The sequence below is a fragment of the Sinorhizobium sp. P24N7 genome, assembly GCF_042436655.1.
Taxonomy (GTDB): Bacteria; Pseudomonadota; Alphaproteobacteria; order Rhizobiales; family Rhizobiaceae; genus Sinorhizobium; species Sinorhizobium meliloti_A.
Genome location: NZ_JBHMIW010000032.1, coordinates 1 through 20,387 on the forward strand (window position 1 = coordinate 1; position 20,387 = coordinate 20,387).

The 20,387-nt window shown below is 59.0% G+C and carries 10 protein-coding genes and 8 pseudogenes; 11 read left to right on the forward strand and 7 right to left on the reverse strand.

From position 1 onward, the window contains the following. Window positions 1–1,228 precede the first annotated feature (1,228 nt). The 6 genes and pseudogenes from ACFHWW_RS33310 to ACFHWW_RS33335 all read left to right on the forward strand — a co-directional run. The gene (locus tag ACFHWW_RS33310; protein WP_379943589.1) at window positions 1,229–1,966 is read left to right on the forward strand and encodes a class I SAM-dependent DNA methyltransferase; all 738 of its coding nucleotides are present in this window, start codon (window positions 1,229–1,231) and stop codon (window positions 1,964–1,966) included. 374 nt (window positions 1,967–2,340) lie between these two features. Continuing rightward, window positions 2,341–2,512, forward strand: a pseudogene (locus ACFHWW_RS33315) (ISNCY family transposase); the annotation flags it as partial. A 577-nt stretch (window positions 2,513–3,089) separates the two neighbouring features. Continuing rightward, window positions 3,090–4,979 (forward strand): IucA/IucC family protein, encoded by a 1,890-nt coding sequence (locus tag ACFHWW_RS33320; RefSeq protein WP_379943591.1) that lies wholly within the window; start codon window positions 3,090–3,092, stop codon window positions 4,977–4,979. Window positions 4,980–5,379: 400 nt separating this feature from the next. Further along, window positions 5,380–5,792: pseudogene (locus tag ACFHWW_RS33325) on the forward strand (ISNCY family transposase); the annotation flags it as partial. Between the two features lie 6 nt (window positions 5,793–5,798). Beyond that, a pseudogene (locus ACFHWW_RS33330) lies at window positions 5,799–6,693 on the forward strand (ISNCY family transposase); the annotation flags it as partial. Further along, window positions 6,686–6,879, forward strand: a pseudogene (locus ACFHWW_RS33335) (helix-turn-helix domain-containing protein); the annotation flags it as partial. The pseudogenes ACFHWW_RS33330 and ACFHWW_RS33335, both read left to right, overlap by 8 nt. A gap of 22 nt (window positions 6,880–6,901) precedes the next feature. Here the strand turns inward: ACFHWW_RS33335 and ACFHWW_RS33340 are convergent. From ACFHWW_RS33340 to ACFHWW_RS33350, 3 genes and pseudogenes are all read right to left on the reverse strand, one after another. Further along, a pseudogene (locus tag ACFHWW_RS33340) lies at window positions 6,902–7,143 on the reverse strand (electron transfer flavoprotein subunit beta/FixA family protein); the annotation flags it as partial. A gap of 779 nt (window positions 7,144–7,922) precedes the next feature. Then, window positions 7,923–10,430, reverse strand: a complete 2,508-nt coding sequence (locus ACFHWW_RS33345) for an FAD-dependent oxidoreductase (RefSeq protein ID WP_379943593.1) — start codon at window positions 10,428–10,430, stop codon at window positions 7,923–7,925. A 495-nt stretch (window positions 10,431–10,925) separates the two neighbouring features. Further along, window positions 10,926–11,996 (reverse strand): annotated as a pseudogene (locus ACFHWW_RS33350) (IS5 family transposase); the annotation flags it as partial. Window positions 11,997–12,090: 94 nt separating this feature from the next. On the opposite strand from ACFHWW_RS33350, the gene ACFHWW_RS33355 reads away from it, so the two are divergent. Then, window positions 12,091–13,039, forward strand: a protein-coding gene (locus tag ACFHWW_RS33355) for an IS630 family transposase (RefSeq protein WP_379943595.1) whose coding sequence is annotated in 2 segments (ribosomal slippage) — window positions 12,091–12,426 and window positions 12,428–13,039 — 948 coding nt in all. Because the reading frame shifts where the segments join, the coding sequence is not laid out codon by codon here. Window positions 13,040–13,048: 9 nt separating this feature from the next. On the opposite strand, the pseudogene ACFHWW_RS33360 reads toward ACFHWW_RS33355, so the two are convergent. Next, a pseudogene (locus ACFHWW_RS33360) lies at window positions 13,049–13,321 on the reverse strand (transposase); the annotation flags it as partial. A gap of 291 nt (window positions 13,322–13,612) precedes the next feature. Here ACFHWW_RS33360 and ACFHWW_RS33365 point away from each other — a divergent pair. Together ACFHWW_RS33365 and ACFHWW_RS33370 are read left to right on the forward strand one after the other, a co-directional pair. After that, the gene (locus ACFHWW_RS33365; RefSeq protein WP_379943597.1) at window positions 13,613–14,089 is read left to right on the forward strand and encodes an Lrp/AsnC family transcriptional regulator; all 477 of its coding nucleotides are present in this window, start codon (window positions 13,613–13,615) and stop codon (window positions 14,087–14,089) included. A 98-nt stretch (window positions 14,090–14,187) separates the two neighbouring features. Beyond that, complete coding sequence (locus ACFHWW_RS33370; RefSeq protein ID WP_379943599.1) at window positions 14,188–14,709, forward strand: hypothetical protein; 522 nt, start codon at window positions 14,188–14,190, stop codon at window positions 14,707–14,709. A gap of 320 nt (window positions 14,710–15,029) precedes the next feature. On the opposite strand, the gene ACFHWW_RS33375 is transcribed toward ACFHWW_RS33370, so the two are convergent. The 3 genes and pseudogenes from ACFHWW_RS33375 to ACFHWW_RS33385 all read right to left on the reverse strand — a co-directional run bounded on the left by ACFHWW_RS33375 (window position 15,030) and on the right by ACFHWW_RS33385 (window position 17,782). Next, complete coding sequence (locus ACFHWW_RS33375; RefSeq protein ID WP_379943601.1) at window positions 15,030–16,076, reverse strand: succinylglutamate desuccinylase/aspartoacylase family protein; 1,047 nt, start codon at window positions 16,074–16,076, stop codon at window positions 15,030–15,032. 257 nt (window positions 16,077–16,333) lie between these two features. Next, window positions 16,334–16,605: pseudogene (locus ACFHWW_RS34535) on the reverse strand (CapA family protein); the annotation flags it as partial. 850 nt (window positions 16,606–17,455) lie between these two features. Continuing rightward, window positions 17,456–17,782: a hypothetical protein gene (locus tag ACFHWW_RS33385; protein WP_379943605.1), complete on the reverse strand. Its 327-nt coding sequence runs from the start codon at window positions 17,780–17,782 to the stop codon at window positions 17,456–17,458. A 56-nt stretch (window positions 17,783–17,838) separates the two neighbouring features. Here ACFHWW_RS33385 and ACFHWW_RS33390 point away from each other — a divergent pair, with 56 nt between their 5' ends. Together ACFHWW_RS33390 and ACFHWW_RS33395 are read left to right on the forward strand one after the other, a co-directional pair. Next, entirely contained in the window at window positions 17,839–19,395 is a 1,557-nt protein-coding gene (locus ACFHWW_RS33390; RefSeq protein WP_379943607.1) for a serine hydrolase domain-containing protein, read from the forward strand. 494 nt (window positions 19,396–19,889) lie between these two features. Then, window positions 19,890–20,258, forward strand: a complete 369-nt coding sequence (locus tag ACFHWW_RS33395) for a hypothetical protein (RefSeq protein WP_379943609.1) — start codon at window positions 19,890–19,892, stop codon at window positions 20,256–20,258. The last annotated feature ends 129 nt before the right edge of the window (window positions 20,259–20,387 follow it).

Sequence of the window (20,387 nt, forward strand, 5' to 3'; positions counted from 1 at the left end):
CAACGGCGGAATACTTGCGCCTCAGTGTGTCAGGTTTTGAACATAGAAGTCTTCAACCGGACACGACTGGCCCAGAACGTCTATGACGACGGTCGCCTGCCGGAGATCGTGAATGCGAGGTCCGGTGGGCCGGCCTCCTCGCTCAGACCGATCGAGCGCGCGAGGAGAACTCCTCATGCCCTCAGATTAAGTTTAAACTTTCAGGGGGTCGAAAAGGTCGCAGTCGAAATTCATTGAGGCGCTCCGTGTCACACGCCGGTAATCAAAGCGCGTTGCAACAGATCCTTCAAATAACTCTGAGGTCAGGCACGGCCAAAAAACGATTTTCGCTCAGACCAGCACGCGTTACGCGCTGTGTCGCGCAATTGATCGTACCGCGCACCTAGGTCCGGCGCATCCCGCCACTTCGAGATAACCTTCGCGGGGTGCTCGTATTTTTCGCACTTCGGGACGAAGCCCTTGACCACCGCGCTGCAAGTCGACCCTCTGTTGCGCGCGGGTAGCGCTCAGGGCTGCAGTACCTGCTTCTATGATTGGGCGGCCAGGCGACCTAGGTTGACGTCGCGTCCGTGCTCACCTGCTACATGCTTAGCTGCGGAAACCCGTCCGAAACCTCCAGCGCTCGATCAACGATATGAGGGATCTACTCGATATCTAGGGCCAGCCGCAAATAGACGGAATCGGACGCGAATAGTCAAAGCATTGAACTGATCGCTTTCAAGTTGGCATAGCGCTTGCCCTTTGAACTGCGGGATTCACCCTGAAACGGAGCCGCTCAATGTCCGTACTGATGGTTTCGCTTGAGAACCTGACCACCGCGTCGTCCCTCGACCAGTTGCTGGCGACGGACGGGTCGATGTAGGAGGCGTCATCGGCGAGTTGGAACCTCCCGTATGGGTGGGGAGAGCGTGGTCACCAGATATGTCGCGCTTAGTTCTATGGCTACACGAGACCTTTCTTAGGCTGCTAGAGTCAAAGTTCGCTCGTGGGCAGCGAGGGCCGGGCTTGCTGTAAGGAGGCAGGGAAAGAATGAGAAACTACTCTAGCGGGGTTGCGCATCATTCAAAGCCATGACGTATTGCCAACAGTTCCAACCAATAGCACCAACCACGTGCTCGCGCGTTTGCCGACAATAGGTCGAGGTCGGTTACGGATAACCTGAGATTCAAATTATGCACATGGAAGTAAAGCACGCAAATGTATATTGGCATTGACAGGAGGGTTGAATATGCCAGATGAGCCTTGCTATGACGAAAATGTTGCTTCCGTCTATGAAAAATATACCAGGATGATAGGTAAAGTCGCTGAGGCAGATGAAACTGCCGCGTTTCTTGAGCGATTTTCCAGCGGAAGGAGTGCTCTTGAACTTGGTATTGGCAACGGGCGCGTGGCGGTGCCGTTGAGCGAGCGCGGCGTCAAGGTCGAAGGTATCGACATCTCGGACAGCATGTTGAAACTACTCGCCAAGCGTACCGGTCTGATCAAGGCTTGGAAGGGCAACATTGCCGATTTCAGCTCAGAGCAACGCTATGATCTCGTCTATTGTGTTTTTGGCACGTTCACGCTGCTCTTCAGGCGCGAAGAGCAAATAGCTTGCCTGCGATCTGCCGCGGAGGCGCTAAATGAGGAGGGGGTTTTGGTGATAGAGGTGCGTGTGCCAGCCTTGGATGGTTTCGTTCGCGGCCAGAAAACTACTACTACGCTCGTGGATCACGAGAATACATTCATCAATGCGACAGTCCACGATCCACTAAACCAGAACTTGACTTCAACCCTCCTCTGGTTTTCCGGTACATCGGTCAGACGGTTACCAGAACGCGTTCGTTACGTTTATCACCAGGAGCTCGATACCATGGCCGAATGCGTAGGGCTGGAGCTAGCAGAGCGTTGGGGAGATTGGGCGAGGGGTGCATTCACCGATGTGTCCAAACGTCATATCTCGGTTTACCGCCGAACCCGCCTGTAGTGCGTGACCTGCCACTAAACTTTCATCCCGCGGCGATTAGTTATGGCCGGCGGCCCGATCCCGATATGGACTTGCCGGGTTTGGAGTTCCGGCGCCATGAACTCCGGCGCATAGGTATTGGCGTTCGCGAGGGTGAAGCACATTGACTAACCAACCTGCAGGGTTTGGTTGGCCCGGTCCACGGCCCTTTGCCTGTGGCGTGTTACCGCAATGATGACGATGTTGAGCTGGTACATTCCAGTCGGTAATGTGACAGTTGGGCCAGTTAGAGATGCGACAGTCCCGCCTCTCGACGTGCCGGGTCAGCGTCAACGTTGGGGCAAGGATGGTGGCTTGAAGAAGCGTGGCTGAGACCACGAGCGTTTGGAGTCGTCATGTCGCAGATGGAATTGCATCGCCTGGAACTCATCCAGCAGATTCGGCAGGCGCAGCTTGAGTGTCGTCCAGGCCTATGATCGGGTTGGCGCCGGCGGTGCGGCCTCGAAGAAGCGCGAGCACCGGCGGCACATCGAGGATTTCCGCAACACGGTGCTCGACCTTGTGCGTCCACGGCCGAAGGCTGTTTGAACATCGCAGCGTTATGTATCCTTCGCCCATTGTGCAGTCGATCTACACAGGAGTTCGTTCTGCGCTCCGCCTATCCGGACGAAAGGCACGGCCATTTCAAGCCGCTAGTCGAGCTTTGGTCGGTTGGCATGCGATTTGCTTTACAGTTCCACAAGGCAGCGGCAGCACTCGAAGTTCGGAAACCGGCCTGGAAGCCGGCATAATGCCCGACTGGGTGCCTTACGGGCCACGGTCGCCCATTTGAAGCTGGGCACCAGTAGGAGCAGTTTGTTGGCCATCGGCTTTTTTGTCCCAAAGCTAACCTTGCTAGAATGGGCAGCGCCACACGTGATTACTTTGCACAGTGTCCGTACGGGCGATAAAGGCAATGGATATGGTACCGCAGCGACTGGACGTATCACTCAATGGATCTTCACACACCGACCGAACAACAACGGTTTCATGCTAACCGTCGACGTGGTTCGGTCGATCACCAGGGCTTATCACTGGACACGCTATTAACGCAGCCAATTGGTCGACGGCGCCCCAGACTTTCGACCTCGCGGAGGGAGGCTCGATGATTTGCAAGACGACTTCTTCCGCGACAGATCCCGCCCAGGGTGCGCATCGCGCGCTTCTGGCAAATGGGTCGACCCTTGCGATTAACCGGCTGGTGCGCTGCCTGTTCGCCGAGCGTTTGCTGGAGCCGGATGCATTGCTGTGGGCGCAGGACAAATCCGAGGCTTGGTTTCCCCTCTGGGCTTCGCAGCGCGTGCTGCATTTCACCCACCTGCACCTTGCGCCCGCCGGAACATTGCAAAACCGGGGGCGGGTCGAAGTGATGGACGGAGTGGGTGGTCGGCACAGGATTGAGGATCCTGCCGCCCTGATAAGCGAGGTCGCGCCGTCTCTCACGATTGCGCCTGCCCCAGACGACCTGGAGCGTCTGCTGAACGACGTCGACAACAGCGTGCAGAACGACATACTAGCGCGGCGCCATCGCGAGCAGTGGAGTGCCGAACTACGCCGTCAAGTTGCTGAGGCGGGTGCGCCTGGATTCCTTGCCTATCTCCATGGAAACGTTCCGCTGCACCTCGCCGCGATGACCCTTGACCAATGGGGCGCGCTGGAAGGCCATCCATTCTATCCCACCTGGAAGACCAAGCCCGGGCTGTCGCCCGAGGACGTCGTTGCACTTTCGCCCGAGTTCGGCGCGCGGGTGCGACTGCGCATAGCGGCCCTCCGCAGCGATTGGGCCTATGTAGAGAAGATGCCGCATGTCGGTGGCTATTCGGAGTGGTTTGCCCGGAACTTTCCCGAAGTCTGGCACGACTGGGCGCAGCGCATGATAGCGCGTGGCAAGCCAATCCAGAGCTGGCTGCCTCTGCCCGTTCACGCCTGGCATCTCGACAATTTCGTGCGACGCGAATTCGCGCCCGAGATTGAGGCCGGTGTTCTCGATCCGAACGGCCCGGAGATTGTAACATTACCCTCAATGTCGTTCCGCACGATGCTGCCGGAGACGGAAGAACCGAAGCCCTTCATCAAACTCCCCGTCGCCATATGGATGACCAGCGCACTGCGCACATTGCAGGCCAGCTCGATCCATATGGGACCCCGCCTTAGCACGTTGATTTCCGACATCCTGTGCAAGGACAATGATCTTCGTAATGAGTTGGAGATCTTCACCGAAGAGTTGGGCGCTATCTTGCGAAATCCGGAAACCGGCGACGAGCATCCCGGCCGCTTCCTGTCGGTCATCTATCGCAATGTCGATGCCTTGGCACGCCGCGATGGCCTCTTACCCGTCACAGCCGCGGCACTGCTCACGGGCAGCCCGCTCGATGGCCGGCCGCTCATCTGCGAGCTCATTGCCAGAAGTGGCAATGAGAGCGAGGCGGCGGTTACGGCCTTCTTCCGAGCCTATGTGCGCACTGTCGTCCGTCCGGCACTTACGATGCATCTTCTCTACGGAATTGCGTTCGAGGCGCATCAGCAGAACAGCACCATCCTCTTCGACGATCGTGGCCTCCCACAGAAGCTGCTGATCCGCGACTTTTGCGGCGGTCCGAGTTGCGCATCGCTATTCAAGGAGCGCGGCTACGAGCTGAAGCCGTTCAGCCGCAAGGGCATTCCTCCAACGCCTTGCGCCGACGACATAAGCCTTGTCCGTTCCTTCGTCATCGATGCCTGCTTTGTCTGCCATCTTCACGAGGTCGCGCTTTGCCTCGCCGAGGAGTATTCACTCGCAGGCGACAGCGTTTGGCGCGTCCTGCGGGAGGAGACCGAGGGAGCCTTCGACGCGCTGCGGCCGCGCATGCTGTCGGACGCCTTCTGGACTGAAGAGCGCGAAGCCTTTCTGAAACGGCCCTGGTCGACACGCTCGGTTCTGCGGATGCATCTGGAACACTATCCAGACTACCGCATCGAACACCAACTGCCCAACCCGCTAGCGGTTGCGCAATGATCAACGCAGCGATTAGCATACCTACTGGGATCTTGCTGAATGATCGAACAGTCGCCGGGGCCGACACTTTTCTCAACAGGTCAGATGCCGGATGTCTGCTTCTTCGGAATCAGAGCTTCGGTTAGCATATTTCATGGATATAAGCATAACGATCAGCCGTCGCGATCAGATCGAAGAAGGCTCGCGGTCTCGCGTGGTAGCCCAAAGTCAGATTTCCACTTTGCGTTACAGCGGACAGTTCAACATGACCGCCACACTCCAACCGCAAAGTTAAAGTGTCCTGATCCTGCAAGGTATGAATGTCACTCTCCCCGCGTTTTGACGACGTGGGAGATTGCGGATGCGATTGATTGCGATGAGCGAGGGCGATTGCAGCGGATCGAGGTCTTGTCGAGGTCGTCGGCAGTCGAACAATCGGACTTGCGACGGCGTGCGTGATTATGCCTTGGCGATCGTGCGCGAGCGCTATCGGGATTTCGGCGCGACACTGGCCGCCGAGAAGCTGACCGAAGAGCACGGACTGACGGTATCGCGCGAGACGTTGCGCAAGTGGATTCGGAGGTCCGTCTCTGGCTGTCGCGCCAACGGCGCCGTCATCAGCCGCGGCTGTGCCGTGAGGCCTTGGGCGAGCTGGTGCAGATCGACGGCTCCGAGCATCGCTGATTCGAGGATCGCGGGCCGCCCTGTTCACTTTGGTGTTCATCGACGATGCGAGGGCAAGCCGATGCGATTGCGCTTCGTGCGCTCGGAAAGCGCCTTCAGCATTTTGAAGCGCTGGAACTCTATCTCAAGAATCACGGCGCTCCCGTCTCCGACTGGCGCTATGCGGATTTCGGTCCGACGCTGGCGGCCGAGAAGTTGGCGGCGCACGATGGGCTGACGGTTTCGCGCGAGACCCTGCGCAAATGGATGTCGGAGGCCGGCCTGTGGCTGTCGCGCGAGCAGCGCCGCACGTTTCATCAGCCGGGGCTGCGTCGCGAGCCTACGGCGAGCTGGTGCAGATCGACGGATCGGAACCCCGCTGAATCGAGGATCGCGGTGATCCCTGCTCGCTCTTGGTCTTCATCGACGACCCGACGGGCAAGCTGATGCAGTTGCGCCTCGTGCGCTCGGACAGCGCGTTCACGCACTTCGAGGCTCTGGAGCTTTACTTGAAGCAACACCGCTCGCCTGTCGCCTGTTATTCCGACAAGCATTCGGCCTTCCGGGTGGCGAAGAAGGATGCCAAGGGGCGGCCAGGGCATGACGCAGTTCGGCCGCGCGCTTTCGCAGCTAAACTTCGAGATACTATGCGCAAATTCGAGTCAGGCGAAGGGTCGCGTCGAGCAGCGAACCGGACGCTGCAGAACCGCCCGGTCAAGGAATTGCGCTTGGCGGGGATCCCCAGCATGGATTAAGGGCAACGCCGTGCCTGGCTTTGTCGCGCGCCACCATGCTCGGTTCGCAACAACCCCTGCCCGGTCAGATGATCTGCATAGGCCGATGAACATCAGGCCGACCGGCTGAAGGACATCCTCTATAAGCGCGAGCAGCGCTATGTCGGCAGCCAGCTGACGTTCTCGCGTCATGCTCAAGGAAACGATGTGTCCCGCGGGCGGGGCGGCCGCTATGTCGAGACCTACGCCTTGGCTGACGGCATGCTGGATGTGCGCGGGAAAGGGCCTTCCCTGCCCTACCGGCGTTCGACAAGGACCAGCACGTGACGCATGCGGCGACCGCCTTTACCACTTTGTCGAACGCAAGTGCCGATCCATGAAATGGCCCGCCAACTCGGCCGTCACCGATCGACGATCTATCGTGAGATCTGGCGCAATACCTTTCATGAAGCCGAGTTTCCGGAATACAGCGGGACTACAGCGCTGTCGCTGACGATACCGAAAAGGAGCGTCGCCGGCGGCTGCCCGTCGGTTTTGACACGGATGGGCGCGGCCGGCCCACATGGCGAAAGCTATGCGCAGCGTTTCCTGTGCCTGCTCCGGACCGATCGAGACAACGATGATCTCCTCGGCCTCGCCGGCTTCCTTGAGCCGGATCGCTTCCTCGATCTTGTCGAACGGGTTCATCGCCTCTTGACGTTGGCAAGCTCAACGACCAATCCGGCGGCCTTCACCTGGACCTTGACGTTCGCATCTACAACCCGCTTAACCGAGACGGGTACCTTCATCACATCCTCCGTTCAGCACGCGGATCGGTTCTTAATCCTGAGTTCAAGGGGCCAACCGCTTAAGACATAAGTCGCTAGCGGCCACGGGTTGCCCGGCCGGGCATGCCCCTCGTGCGGCACATTCATTATGTCAAAGCCCAGCAGGACGGAGTGGTGGATATTTATTCACTTCCCAACAGCTTTTCCGAAGGCCGTCCGATAGGATCTGCATGCAGCGTACGAGGACAACAAGGTCGGTCTTTGCTTGCCACACAAGATCCCAAACCTGAGTCTCCTACTCCATCCTATTCTTTTTTGGTACTGGGCATGTGGTAGAATGGCAGGTCGGTCACATCGGTCGAGGCCAGATGCTCGCGCCATAATGAGACGATTGCTATCACAACCATCGACAGTTCGCCGACGATCGAGCAGACCCGCCACTCAGGGATCAAACTTAGACACCAGCAGCAACACTCATTTTGCCGCCGAAGTTGGCCGTGGCGTGAATTTCATGGCAAGCCGCTGAGCAATCTTTCGGCCAACACAGCAAGTTCTGGCTCGGATTCTGAAGACTTAAGGCGATCAAACACAACCCCCATGAAAAACTGCCCGCCTCAATGTGATCGAATGGTTGAGCGTCGAGGACGTTGCGACCTGCCGGGAAACGGCCTCCCGGCACGGCCGATACGATGCCGAGTTAATCGGGGAAGCATAAGGCAAGGATCACGGAACGGGACGACTTGGCAAGCATTGCCCAATGGCTATCCTTACGCAATTCTGAAACTAAATTGTTGCGGAGGTCACGCCTTCTGGCATGCTGCGCGCAACTCTGGGCTGATTAAGTCCTCCGCTTTGTGCCATTCGCCCTTAACCCGAGTGCGATTGGGATCGTAGAATGGGCGAAGGGATGCGACTGCAGGATGCCTTTCACCTGCGACCTCTACTTCGAATTCTCCCTCAGAAAGCCACTCGGCGTTGACCCCGGTTTCCGAATGCAGGTACCCCATGCCGATGCTGCAGCCGAGGGTATGGCCGAAGCCGGCAGATCGCAGGTAGCCGACGAGCGACGCATTGCGCCAGACCGGCTCCGTGCCGAACATGAGCGGTGTCGCCCCTGGCGCAGCCAGCTGAACAAGCCGTCGGCGTGGAGTTTTCCCACGCTGTCCTTCGAGAGCTGCTCGCCCGATGAAATCATCGCGCTTGTTCCACGCAACCGTAAAGCCAAGGCCCGATTCGAGAGGGGTGTCCTCGTCTCCGACGTCCGAACCCCAGTCACGATACCCCGCCTCCAGGCGCAACGTGTTCAGCGCCACATATCCCGCGCGACGCAGTTCGAGGTCGCGGCCAGCGGTGACAAGTGCATCGTAAATGCCGAGCGTCTGCTCGGTCGGGATGTGTAACTCCCACCCGAGTTCACCCACAAAGGTCATCCGAAAGGCCAGGGCCAAGCCGTAGCCGACCTCGACCTCGCGGGCCGTTGCAAATGGAAATACCGCATCGGAAAAGTCGGCCGGGCTCACGCGCGCCAGCAATTCCCGTGACCGCGGTCCCATAACCGAGAGCGTGGTGTAGCCCGACGATACGTCGGTCGCGAATACGTGCCCTGCTCCTTTGGCGTGCATTTTCAGCCACGCAAGGTCACGGTTGCGCTGAACGGCCGCAGTGACGACGAGAAACTCCTCGTCACCGGTTCGTGCGATCGTAACGTCAGATTCCATGCCCCCGCGCTCGTTCAGCCACGGGGTGTAGACGATACGGCCGACGGGAACATCGACTTCATTGGTGGACAATCGCTGGAGCAGCGGCAGAGCATCTCTTCCCTGCACCAGTAGATGCGCGAAAGACGTCTGGTCAAACAGTCCTACCCCTGAACGGGTGGCCTCGTGTTCCTCGCCGCTCAGCTTGAACCAGTCGTCCCGGGTGAACGTCGCGTGGGACTCGGTCCGTATCCCTGGGGCGTCGAACCATTGCACCCGCTCCCATCCGGCAACCTCGCCGAAGTTCGCGCCTACCTGTGCCAGCCGGTCATGCAAGGGCGAGGCTCGTACGTTACGCGCTGTCTTTGGCGATTTATGGGGCCAATGCAGCGACCAAAGATTTCCAACCGCTTCGACTGTACGATCGTGCAGATACTTGCGATTGCGTTGGAAAGGCATGGCGCGGCGAACGTCCATCTCCCAATAGTCGTTCGCGGGGACGCCCGTCGACATCCATTCAGCCATGACTTTGCCGGCACCGCCGGAGGACTCAATTCCGCACGAATTGAAGCCTGTAGCAACGTAGAGGCCGGCGATATCCGGCGCCGGGCCGAGCAGGAAGCGGTTGTCCGGGGTGAAACTTTCCGGCCCGTTGAAATTCAGCTGGAGACCCACGTCCGCCAACGCCGGCATGCGCTCGATGGCAGCTGCCAGGTAGGGTTCGATGTGGTCGAAGTCCTCGGGCAGCGAATCGAAGCTGAAATCTCGTGGGATACCGTCCATGCCCCAAGGCTTCCCATCCGGCTCGAAGAACCCAACCAGCAGCTTGCCGGCATCCGCCTTGGCGTAGAATTTCGCATCCATGTCGCGAATCGTCGGCAGGTCGGCGGGCAAACCGGGAATCGATTCCGTTACCACGTAGAAGTGTTCCGCCGCATGCAGCGGGACCGTCCAGTTCAGGTCCGCGGCAACGTTACGGCTCCACATGCCCGTGCAGATAACCGCCTTCTCGGCGCTGACCAGGCCTTCTGCGGTCTCGACACCAGCAAACCGGCCCTTCTCGACTACGATGCGGATCACCGGCGTCCGTTCCACAATTTTTGTACCCCCTCGGCGCGCGCCAGCGGCGAAAGCCCGCGCCGTATCCACAGGGTTGGTCATCCCGTCGGAAGCGATCCAGGCTGCGCCGAGTACGTCGTTGACGTCGAGCAGGGGCACGCGCCGCTTAGCCTCGGCCGCGTCAATGATCTGCACATCCAGCCCAAAGGAGCGGCCCATCGACGACCCACGCTTGAGCTCCTCCATCCGCGCTTCCGTGGCTGCGACCGTGATTGAACCACTTTGCCTGAACCCGGTCGGTTGCCCGGTCAGTTGCTCAAGGTCGCGGAACAGCTCGGCGGAGTACTGGGCCAGCTTGGCCATATTCTCATTTGCGCGGAGCTGCGTGACAAGCCCGGCAGCATGCCAAGTGGTTCCGCAAGTTAGTTGGTCGCGCTCGAGCAGGAGGACGTCGCGATGTCCGAGCCGGGTAAGGTGGTAGGCAATCGAAAGGCCGATGATACCGCCGCCGATGATGACGTATTCTGTATGAGAAGGCAGTTTGCTTTGCATATCAAGAGCTCAGAAAAAAGAGTGTTAGTTAGCTGGACCAGCCCAGCGGTAGGAATGATGCCCGATCCAGACTAGGCTCCCCAGCGCGTGGACCAGGCTCGACCGGACGTGCGCTTTTCACGACATCGCGGTGCCACTCCCGCATCGAACCTATGCGCAGTTGGGCGGGTTTTACCATTCAGGATAGGTCTCCACGCCGAGTTATGCGGATACAGTCGATCGATTTGCGAGCCAGTTAAGTCTTGGATATTAAATGAGTTGAGAATCCGCGTTTCGCTCATATTATGCATCGCGGCGACGAAATTCTGCGCCGAGCAGGCCCGGAACGAGGACTTTGGATTTACACCGCCTAGTTCGCGGCGAACTGGCTCCCGCAAAGATTCGATGGATGCGCCGTCCGGGTGGCCCTGTCCGTCAACTCACGGAAGGCATAGTCGGCGCTTCTTGCCTCCGCGTGCAGTACACTTCTACGTCGGCCGTGAACAATAAGCGGACTTAAGCGGCGTGCGGGTTCGCTCCCCCGAGCAGCCAGACGAGCACCAGCCACAAAAGCTGCCTCAACCAGTTGATGAGGAGCGAGAAGTTGTAGCCAGCTGCGGCCAACACGGCATTGATCGCGTCTCCCTGTTCGCCGGCGAGATAGTTGCCGCCCATGCGGTGCTCGGCCTTGAGATGGCCGATGACCGGTTGGACGGCGGCGCGCCGCCGCATCTCGCGCTTGGTCGCCGGAGTGACGCGGCGCTTTTGGCCGCTGGTGAAGACCCGGAACCGGTGACTTTCAGGGGCATTGTGGCCGCGGTAACCGGCGTCGGCGAGGATGCGCTCGATGTCGTTGCCAATGGTGTTCTCGATGTCGGGAATGACGGTCGCGAGCGTGTGGCCGTCATAAGGATTGCCGGGCAGAGCCTTCGCATGCAGGGCGAACTGGCCGCCCCTCGCGCGTTTCAGCGTGGTGGCGACCGAGACCTTGACGCCGAATTCGTACGGCCTGTGGGCCTTGGCCTTGCCGATGCATTCGACCTCCGGCGCATGCAGGCTGTAGATCTTGCGGCCGCGCTGGCGTTGCCGCAGCTCCAGCACCGTTGAGGCCTGGTGGAGCGGCCAAAGGAAGACGGTCCGCAGGTTCTCGTCATTGCCGATCTGGCGGCGAATGTCGCGGACGGTGCGACCGAGATAGGTCTTGAGTGTCCGCAGCGTCTTGTTGGCCCGCTTGAACTGCTTGGCATGGGCATAGCGCTGATGCTTGATCAGCGCCAGCTTGCCGACCCGGACATAGCTCTGGCGCAGCTTCACGCCGGTCTTCTTCGCCAGCCGTACCAATCGCTCGCGTGCCCGATGGATGAGCTTGGCGTCGGTCGGGAACATGACGTTCTTCGGCTGCACGGTGGTATCGACGATCACCCGGCGCGTATCCTGCGGCTGGATCGCCCCGGTCTTGGCCGCAACCGCCAGGCTTTCCTGCAACAGCGCCGTAAGCCGCTCCTCACCCATCCGATTGCGCCAGCGCGTCATCGACGAACGCTCGAAGGGCAGACGGTGGCAGAAGAACTCTTCGCCGCAGAGATACTAGAGCGGTTCCGGCTTTGACTGAATCGGAGGGGATTCCGTTTTAGTCAATTTTGTGATTCAAGATGTTGGCTGGAGCGGAGGCCAGCATCTGATGACGCGACCTCTTTCGAACGATCTTCGTGAACGTGTTGTTGGCGCGGTTGAGGCCGGCGAAAGCTGCCGATCGGTGGCGGCTCGTTTCGGCATTGCCGTATCGTCGGCGGTGAAGTGGTCTCAGCGCTATCGATCGAGCGGGTCTGTGGCGCCCGGCAAGATGGGCGGCCACCGCAGGCATGTGCTGGAGCCGCACCGTGCGTTCATCGCGGAGCGGATCAACCAGACGCCGCATTTGTCGCTGCATAGGCTGAAGGAAGAGCTGGCGGCGCGTGGGGTGAAGGTCTCGCACGATACGGTGTGGCGGTTCCTGCGCCGCGAGGGGCTGCGGTTCAAAAAAAACACTGTTCGCCCTTGAGCAGGCCCGTGCCGATATTGCCCGCCGGCGGCAACGCTGGCGCGCCTGGCAGTCCGGTCTCGATCCGAGGCGGCTGGTGTTCATTGACGAAACCTGGATCAAGACCAACATGGCGCCGCTCTATGGCTGGGGCCCGCGAGGCAAGCGCCTGCGCGGCTTTGCCCCGCACGGCCACTGGCGCACGCTGACCTTTGTCGGCGCTTTGCGCCACGACCGGCTGGCAGCGCCTTGCGTCTTCGACGGACCAATCAATGGTCAGTGTTTCCGCGCCTATGTTGCGCAACAGCTCGTGCCCGTGCTCGAACCCGGCGACATCGTCATCATGGACAATCTCGGCTCCCATAAGTCGACCGCCGTCCGGCAGATGATCCGAGCCGCCGGCGCAAGGCTCTGGTATCTACCGCCATACTCGCCCGATCTAAACCCGATCGAGCAAGCCTTCGCCAAAATCAAACACTGGATGCGGGCGGCGCAGAAGCGAACCGTCGAGGAGACATGGCAACACCTCGGCAGCCTCGTCTCCTCAGTTCAACCCGACGAATGCAGCAACTACTTCGCCAACGCCGGATATGCTTCCGTCAAAACCTGAAACGCTCTAGAAATAGGGGGTCTCCACCCAGCGGGCGCACAAATCCTCGTCCGACAGGTTGAAGCTGTGTTTGAGAATCGCCAGCCCGGCCATCAGCCGCGTCGGCAGCGGCGGCATGCCGGGGCCGTCCGAATAGACTTCGCCGAAGCGCCGCTCCAAGAGCGGCCAGTCGATCGTCTGCGCCAGCCGCACCAGTTCGTGCGTCATGTCGATGATCTGATCCAGCCGGGAGCGGAACAGATCCTGCTCCCCCGTCCCGCGCCGTTCGCGTGGCCTCGACATCGCCGCTCCTCGATTCACCGCCGCTAAAACGAGTAATCACGCCACGCCGAAGGAGCAAGGATTCCTCTGCCGGCTGCAGGCTGAGTTGCGCAGCGGCGCATATCGGCCAAGTCCGGCGAGGCGAAAGCTCGTTCCCAAGGCCAGTAAACCGAGGCAGTTCCGACCTTTGGCAATCCCCACGATCAAAGCCGCGTCGTTCAATGCCCCGTCAAAGTATGATATTCGTCATCCGTTCAGTTCCGCCGATTCGAGCCCGTCGGGAGGTGTACACTGCAGGGAAAAAGCCAACCTATGCAATATGATCGCATCGATGCCGGCATTCTCGAGCTCGTGCAAAAGAACAATCGCCTGACTTCCGAGAGTATCGGTGAACAAGTCGGGCTATCGGCAACTGCCTGCCAGCGAAGATTGAAGAGACTACGATCAGCGGGGATTATCGAAGCGGACGTTTCTATTGTTTCGGCGAGAACTGTGGGGCGGCCCATTCAAATGATTGTCCTTGTGACGCTGGAGCGGGAGCGGGCCGACATCATCGATAAGTTCAAGCGGGATATCAAATCGTCACCCGAAATCGCCACCGGTTTCTATATCACCGGCGACTCGGATTTCCTTTTGTACATTACGGCCCGCAGCATGGAGGATTACGAGGATTTCATCCGGCGGTTCTTTTACCAGAACCCCAATATCAAGAGCCTGAAAACCATGGTTGTCGTGGATCGCGTGAAAACTGGGTTCGCTGTTCCAGTAGAAGTGCCCTCACACGATTGAAGAAACTCCTACACCAGCGTCAGAGTGGGCTAGGCACCTCTCGCAGGCCCGCCGGTCTCGTAGCTTAGCTCAAACGCTGATGCGAGGCTTGATGCGTTATGCCGCTACGCGATTCAGCCATTCTGCAGGTCCCGACTGTCGTAACAACTACAAATCCTTCCGAGTCAGGGCGCTTTCTCTTCAACCATGCGACGATGCGGTTGCCGACGAGCTCCGGCCTATGGAAGTCATCTTCCCTGGAGAAATGGCGGGAGGCGACGGCGCGGTTACTCAGTTTGTGTCGCTGCTTCGGTCAGAATTTCCTGCGCGGCTGGAAACCACTGGAGTTGATTTTCGACCGAAAGCACGCTACGCAAAGTGAAGCCTGCGTCGACGACCTTGACACGCTGGAAGCGCTTCAAGCCGCGATAAACGCTGCATTCGGCACACAATCTGTTCTCGTCCATGACCGGGAGAAGGTACAAGTCGGTTCAGGCCGCAATCTCCGCCCGACCGAACGCACAACTCATATACCGATGGTGGTGCATCGACGACCCTCCTTTGTCGCCGTCGCCATCTTCGACCTTGACGGAAATGCACGCCAGGTTGGGCAGCAGATTGCCCTAGCGACGCACCTCTAGGAAAGACGGAAAGGTGAGGCGGACCGGCTGGGTGACTGCCTCGCCCGCGAATGCTGCGCATCCAACGTCGGTCTCGCGATCTGGCATGTGAGAGGTACACAGCCGACAATTCGGATTTACTATGAGCAATAAGGTTACGCTGCGGGAGCGGCTTCTGAGCACGATGGCGGAATACCAGCATGTTAACGGGGAGTTCTGGGACCGTTTTGAATTCGGGGCCTCGCTGGCAGCGGCAGATGTGCAGCTTCCAGATCGGCCGCGGTGCTGCGGCTGACCGAGCCGATGGACGGCATTGCCGACTGGCTTGCAGATTGAAAAAGTTATCCTCGATCAAGGCTGTCATCGAGGGCATGCCTGCCGGCTCGGCATGATTGTCGTACTAGCGGTCTCGCAAGGAGCGCTACTTCTTCATTGACGTCGACATGCGCTCCCGATCGAATACCGCAGACGATGGATGCGATAGGCGCGCGAATTTCAATGGAACTAGCCGACAGCCAATCCATCGGATGCAGGATGCCTATGAGATCTCCATGCTTCACTTCATCTAGCACCGAACAGCGAGGTTCGAAGATGCCCGGCGCGGGCGATTTCAGCTCGTCAGACGGGAGCGTTTCAAGCGTCTGGCTGGACTTCTGTTGACGAAAGGTTGGATGCTCGACTTTTCCTTCAACGAGTCCGAGTGCGATGAGTGCATTTCGTACTCCAGATTCGTAGATCGCGAGAGCTTCGGAGCCGACCGTGCCGCCGCCGAGTTCAGCGCAAATGAATACCTTGCCCTGGCTTTGGGCCAAGATATCGAACATTCCAGGCGTGTCGTGGTATTCCCAGACCAATGTCATGGGAAATTTGAATGCTTCTGCCATTCTGACGGTCTGGGCCATGAGATCGGCATCCGCAATAGGATGCGTCACGCTCGCCGGTGGAAAATCCCACTTTGGTCCGAAACTGTGCAGATCGAATATGGTGTCGGCCATTGGCAACAGAAGGCGCGAAATAGCATCCGCTATTCGTTCGGTTACTGAGCCGTCGGCGCGGCCCGGAAACATTCGATTGAGATTCAGCCCGTCGACTGGCGTGTTGCGGCTCCAAGCCTGCACGGCCGGCGGATTGAGCACTGGTACGATGATGACCCTTCCACAGGTTTGCGCTTCTGGCAGCCAGTCAACAAGCCGTCGCGCGACAATTGGCCCTTCCAATTCATTACCATGACATCCGCCAGTGATAAGGAGGCGCGGTCCCTCCCCTTTATTGAGGCTGAAGACCGGAAGCGAAAGAGCTTCGCAGTCGGCGCCTTCGGGGACAACAAGGTGCCCGGTGCTCATACCCGGCATATTGACATCGAACGTAAGGTGTGGTGCTTCGCTCATTGTTCAGCTTCCATTGGTATAGATTTTACGAGACCAGACGCCAGCAGGTCTGGTGCAACTTGTCGCGGGGGTTTAAAAAGTATCTCTTTGTCAAAGAGATTGCGGTATCGGTATAACCGCATTCACCGATCTAAAACTGCCTCGCAGCTGTCTAGGATTAGGCTTGTGATTTGCGCACCCGAGTCACGTCATAGTGGCGAGCCGGCTTCAGCCTTATGACTCCAGTGTCCTTTCCATGTCGATTTTGGTCTCGAAAGCACTCCCCGATTGGCAACCTCTTCGAGCGACCAAGCTCGATCGGATACAGCCGCAATTCAACGAGCTGGTTCTGCTCAAAGCGGCTGACGCTGACAACACTCTCATAATAAATCGCGTCGGATTGGGGACCTACTAATCCTTCTGCTGTCGGGTATCCTTTAGCCACCTCATCAACCGTCACCTCGGCATCGGTATGGACCCGAGGATCCTTGCTGTATTCGTCGAAAATATCAGCACCTACGAGCGTGCGGAGGTCCTGACAAAAGAAATTCGGCGGTTCCTGGCCTATTCCCCGGGGCCTTGATTGGTGGCGCGGTTGATCCGCCGCTTGCGACATTTCCTACTGCGGACCAGAGCCGAGGGGGCGCCGGAGCTGTTCGAATACCGCCGAGCCCAACGTGGCAGTTGTAGAATCGAGCTACAATCGTGGGCGCGGTACGTCAAATTCAAATTCTGAATTGAGAACATCTGGTTTCGAGATGAACCCGGACGGTATGGACTATAATTCCGTCTGGAGTATCGCTTGGCCTGTTTCACAAACGTCACTCACAGACTGGAAAAGCGCTGCGGATGCCGCAACGGCAGCGATGTCGGAGGGGAATGCGGCAAGGGCTGACGAGCCCGAATCTCGATTATGTCGACGGCGAGAGTGCTTCTCGACGGGCAAGATGCATCATAAGGGGATTAGGTCATCATAATATTGAACTCACGGCAATCCATTATGTCCGGTAGCCGCCAGCCCCTTCAGGTCCTGTACAGCCGGGCAGAGAAGCGTGCGCGCGACGCGAGGTGTGACCGCGTACGGCCCCCGTATAAATCCCTCATTGAAGCGGTCGGTGCCAATGTCGGCCGTTCGAATGAGCTCGCGATCGTGCCGTCACACTGTCTTAATGGCTGCACGGGTCAGTTATAGGCGAGCACGTGGAGGGTCATTTCGGCGTCCAGCGTTCGCCGCGCGAGGTGGGCGGCTTGGAGGTGCATGACGATACCGAGCCCATTCTGATAGCCTTCCCTATGGACAGCTCTCCCTGATACGACTTTCGACGGCTAAGTTGTGGCAAGTGCGATGCCCGGAGAGGACCCGTCCACCACAGGTCGGAAGCTCAGCCTCCATCTCGTTTTTAGATGATGAGAATACATAAGCTGTGTTTGACGGAACCCGCCGGGCGGTTGATGTTCGATATCATTAGCGGCTCTAAGCGGTCATAAACCTGTAATTGAGAACTCAGATGCACGGCGTCGGGACTTCCAGTGATCTTCAGAACGAGACTACCGAGTGGCGGCGCCGTTTGCACCGAAAGCCCGAGCTCGGCTATCAGGTGCACAAGCCCGCCACGTTCGTGACGGAGAAACTCGCCTCGTTCGGGCACCACTCGTATCGGAATGGGAATAACGGAAGGTCGGTATTCAGTAGACGATGCACTTTGGCGCGAAGCTACCTTGCCCATGCGTCATGTCTCCCTGAAGGATCACCACCAGCATCACCCACCGAGGAATGACGATCATGACTAGGTCACCCGCCGATTTTGCCAACCGCATCGATGCACTGTTCAGCCAGTTCAGCGGGCCGGAAATGCCTGGAGCTGTCGTCGCGGTGACCGAGAACGGCCGCCAGATCTTCGCAAATGCCTATGGACTGGCGAACATCAACGACAATGTCCCGATGGGGCGTAAGACCATCCTCCGCATCGGTTCGCAGAGCAAGCAATTCACCGTGTTGCTGATCCTGATGCTGGAGGCAGAAGGCAAGCTCAGGCTGGAGGACGAGGTGCAGAAGCACCTGACCTATGTGCCCCGGCTCGAGTACCCGGTCACGCTTAGGCAACTTGCCTCCAACACCAGTGGCTACCGCGACTATCTACAGGCCATGATTCTCAGCGGTCGGTCGATCTTCGCGCCGTCAGACCGCCAGACAGTCCGTGAGATTATCGCCAGGCAGGACGCGCTGAACTTCAAGCCCGGCAGTGCCATGATCTATTCGAATTCCGGTTTCTTCATGTTGTACGAGCTCATCGAGCAGATCGAGGGCGCGACCTTCAACGAGGTCCTGCGCAAGCGTATCACCGGCCCGCTGGGCATGCACGACACCTCGCTCATGTTGCGCGACGGCTCGGTGATGAAACGGCTGGCTGCGCACTATACCAAGCGCACCAATGGCTGGACCCATTTAGGCTGGGGGCTGGAAGAAGACGGCGGAGGCGGCATAGTTTCGACGCTCGACGACATGGTGATCTGGCAGCAGAACCTGATCGAGCCCATGGTCGGGACAGCGGAAATGTATGAGCGCATGGCCACGCCTTGCGTCTTCGACAATGGTGCGACCGGCTGCTACGGACTCGGGCTTGTGACCGACGTTTATCGTGGCCGCCGCGCGGTCGGCCACGGCGGTGGGGTTGCCGGGGGAAGGTCGCAATCGATGCGCTTCATCGACAACGGGCTGGGTATCGTCATCATCGCAAACAACGATCAGGTCGCCGCCTTCGCGGTCGCCCGCCGCATCGCCGACATTTATTTTGGCACCGCCGCGCCGGCGCCGATCGAGTTCGCTCCCGGACGCTACCGACAGAAGCACGGCCCCGACGTATTCGAGATCGTCGTCAAGGACGGCGTCCCAACCTTCCTCGATTCCTTTGGTGCGAGCCGGTTTGATTTCGGCCATCCGAGCGGCGCCAAGCCCGAGCGCGCGATCACCGATCTAGCCCTAAGGCCAAGGCCGGACGGTAAGATTGACGGCACATTCTGCGGCATGCCGAGGGTCTACACACGCCTGGGCGCGGACGCCAAGGCGGTCACCCTTCTCTCCGGACGCTACGCCAACAAGGTGCAGGGTCTCGAGGTCGTGATCGATGGCGATGCGCAACGTGGCATGTTCCGTCTGCGCTCCGATCTCGGCGCGATGAATGCGGCTATCGTCGCCGCGGACAGCGATCTCTGGTTCCTGCTCCAGGCCGACACCGACACGGGTCTTGGCCCGCCTTGGAATGCCACGCTCAGCGTCACCGCCAACGGTTTCGATATAAACTCGGATGGCATCAAGAGACTGCGCTTCACGCGAGCCTGAGCAACACCAAAAAAGGGCGTGGAGAGCATGAGCACCGATTGTTGAACCGACCCGCAAGTGGCGACGTTCGCCATCCGCGACCAATGAGGCTGGAACATCAGACAACACGCCGACGATCCTGCCCTTCCGGGCTGGCTGAAGGGGCGACCCGATGGTCTGGCGCGGGGTTCAGGTGCCGTCGGCCATCATCTTGCGCGCGAGTTTCACGGCGTTCTTCAGGTGGTGATGGCTGGGAAAGCATACACCTGTTCCAGTTTATCGTGCACACGGCTCTCTATGGATTATGGGAGCTGACCGCCAATTCAACCGACATCACGCTAGTCGATCTTAAGCTCCTTCAAGGTAGCCGGTTTGTGTACGAATAGATCTCAACATCCCCTGGAGCACTCCGCCTGGAGGAACGCCGCGCGCCCAAGGCGGGACGCCTTATCCCCCCTTGCGCGGGCGGCGACTGAAATTGTCCGCGTTAGGATTGCGGCGCAGCTGAAGCCTGGATGTGGCAACTGGACGAGGTGCTCGACTATGAGCTGGATGCCGATTTCACCATGGTGATGAAGTTCATCAAGGAGATCAGTGAAACGCGGTCTATCGCGGTTCTGAACCGCGCTGAGGAGTTGCGCGAGAAAGCTACTCGAGCAGCGGAAAGTCAACGAGCGCCTGCGGCACGACGAGCATCTCACCCTGAGGTATCAGCAGATGTGATCTGCTCGTTCGACCCACGTTCGTTTGCGAGAAAATCGGCGGCAAGAAGGGCAGCATGGCCACGGCTATCATGCTGGTTGCCAGAGAGCAAGGATCGCGCCCGCCGGACCCGTGACGCGGTCGAACTGCGGCGCAGGGTTGCCGCCGTCGTTTTCGCATAGTGCCGTGTCGTCGTGATGTTCTCGTGAGCAGCAGGCCTGTTGCGCCACTCGCCTCGTAAGCATGGCCAATGAAGACAGCTCCTCCTCGATCGTCAGCCGGTTGATTGACGTTCGCTTTTCCCGCAGCGC

Coding starts and splice junctions, on each gene's coding strand:
- ACFHWW_RS33390 (WP_379943607.1), top strand. CDS start 17,839: ATGACTAGGTCACCCGCCGATTTTGCCAACCGCATCGATGCACTGTTC.
- ACFHWW_RS33320 (WP_379943591.1), top strand. CDS start 3,090: ATGATTTGCAAGACGACTTCTTCCGCGACAGATCCCGCCCAGGGTGCG.
- ACFHWW_RS33385 (WP_379943605.1), bottom strand. CDS start 17,782: ATGGGCAAGGTAGCTTCGCGCCAAAGTGCATCGTCTACTGAATACCGA.
- ACFHWW_RS33395 (WP_379943609.1), top strand. CDS start 19,890: ATGTGGCAACTGGACGAGGTGCTCGACTATGAGCTGGATGCCGATTTC.
- ACFHWW_RS33375 (WP_379943601.1), bottom strand. CDS start 16,076: ATGAGCGAAGCACCACACCTTACGTTCGATGTCAATATGCCGGGTATG.
- ACFHWW_RS33370 (WP_379943599.1), top strand. CDS start 14,188: ATGCCGCTACGCGATTCAGCCATTCTGCAGGTCCCGACTGTCGTAACA.
- ACFHWW_RS33345 (WP_379943593.1), bottom strand. CDS start 10,430: ATGCAAAGCAAACTGCCTTCTCATACAGAATACGTCATCATCGGCGGC.
- ACFHWW_RS33365 (WP_379943597.1), top strand. CDS start 13,613: ATGCAATATGATCGCATCGATGCCGGCATTCTCGAGCTCGTGCAAAAG.
- ACFHWW_RS33310 (WP_379943589.1), top strand. CDS start 1,229: ATGCCAGATGAGCCTTGCTATGACGAAAATGTTGCTTCCGTCTATGAA.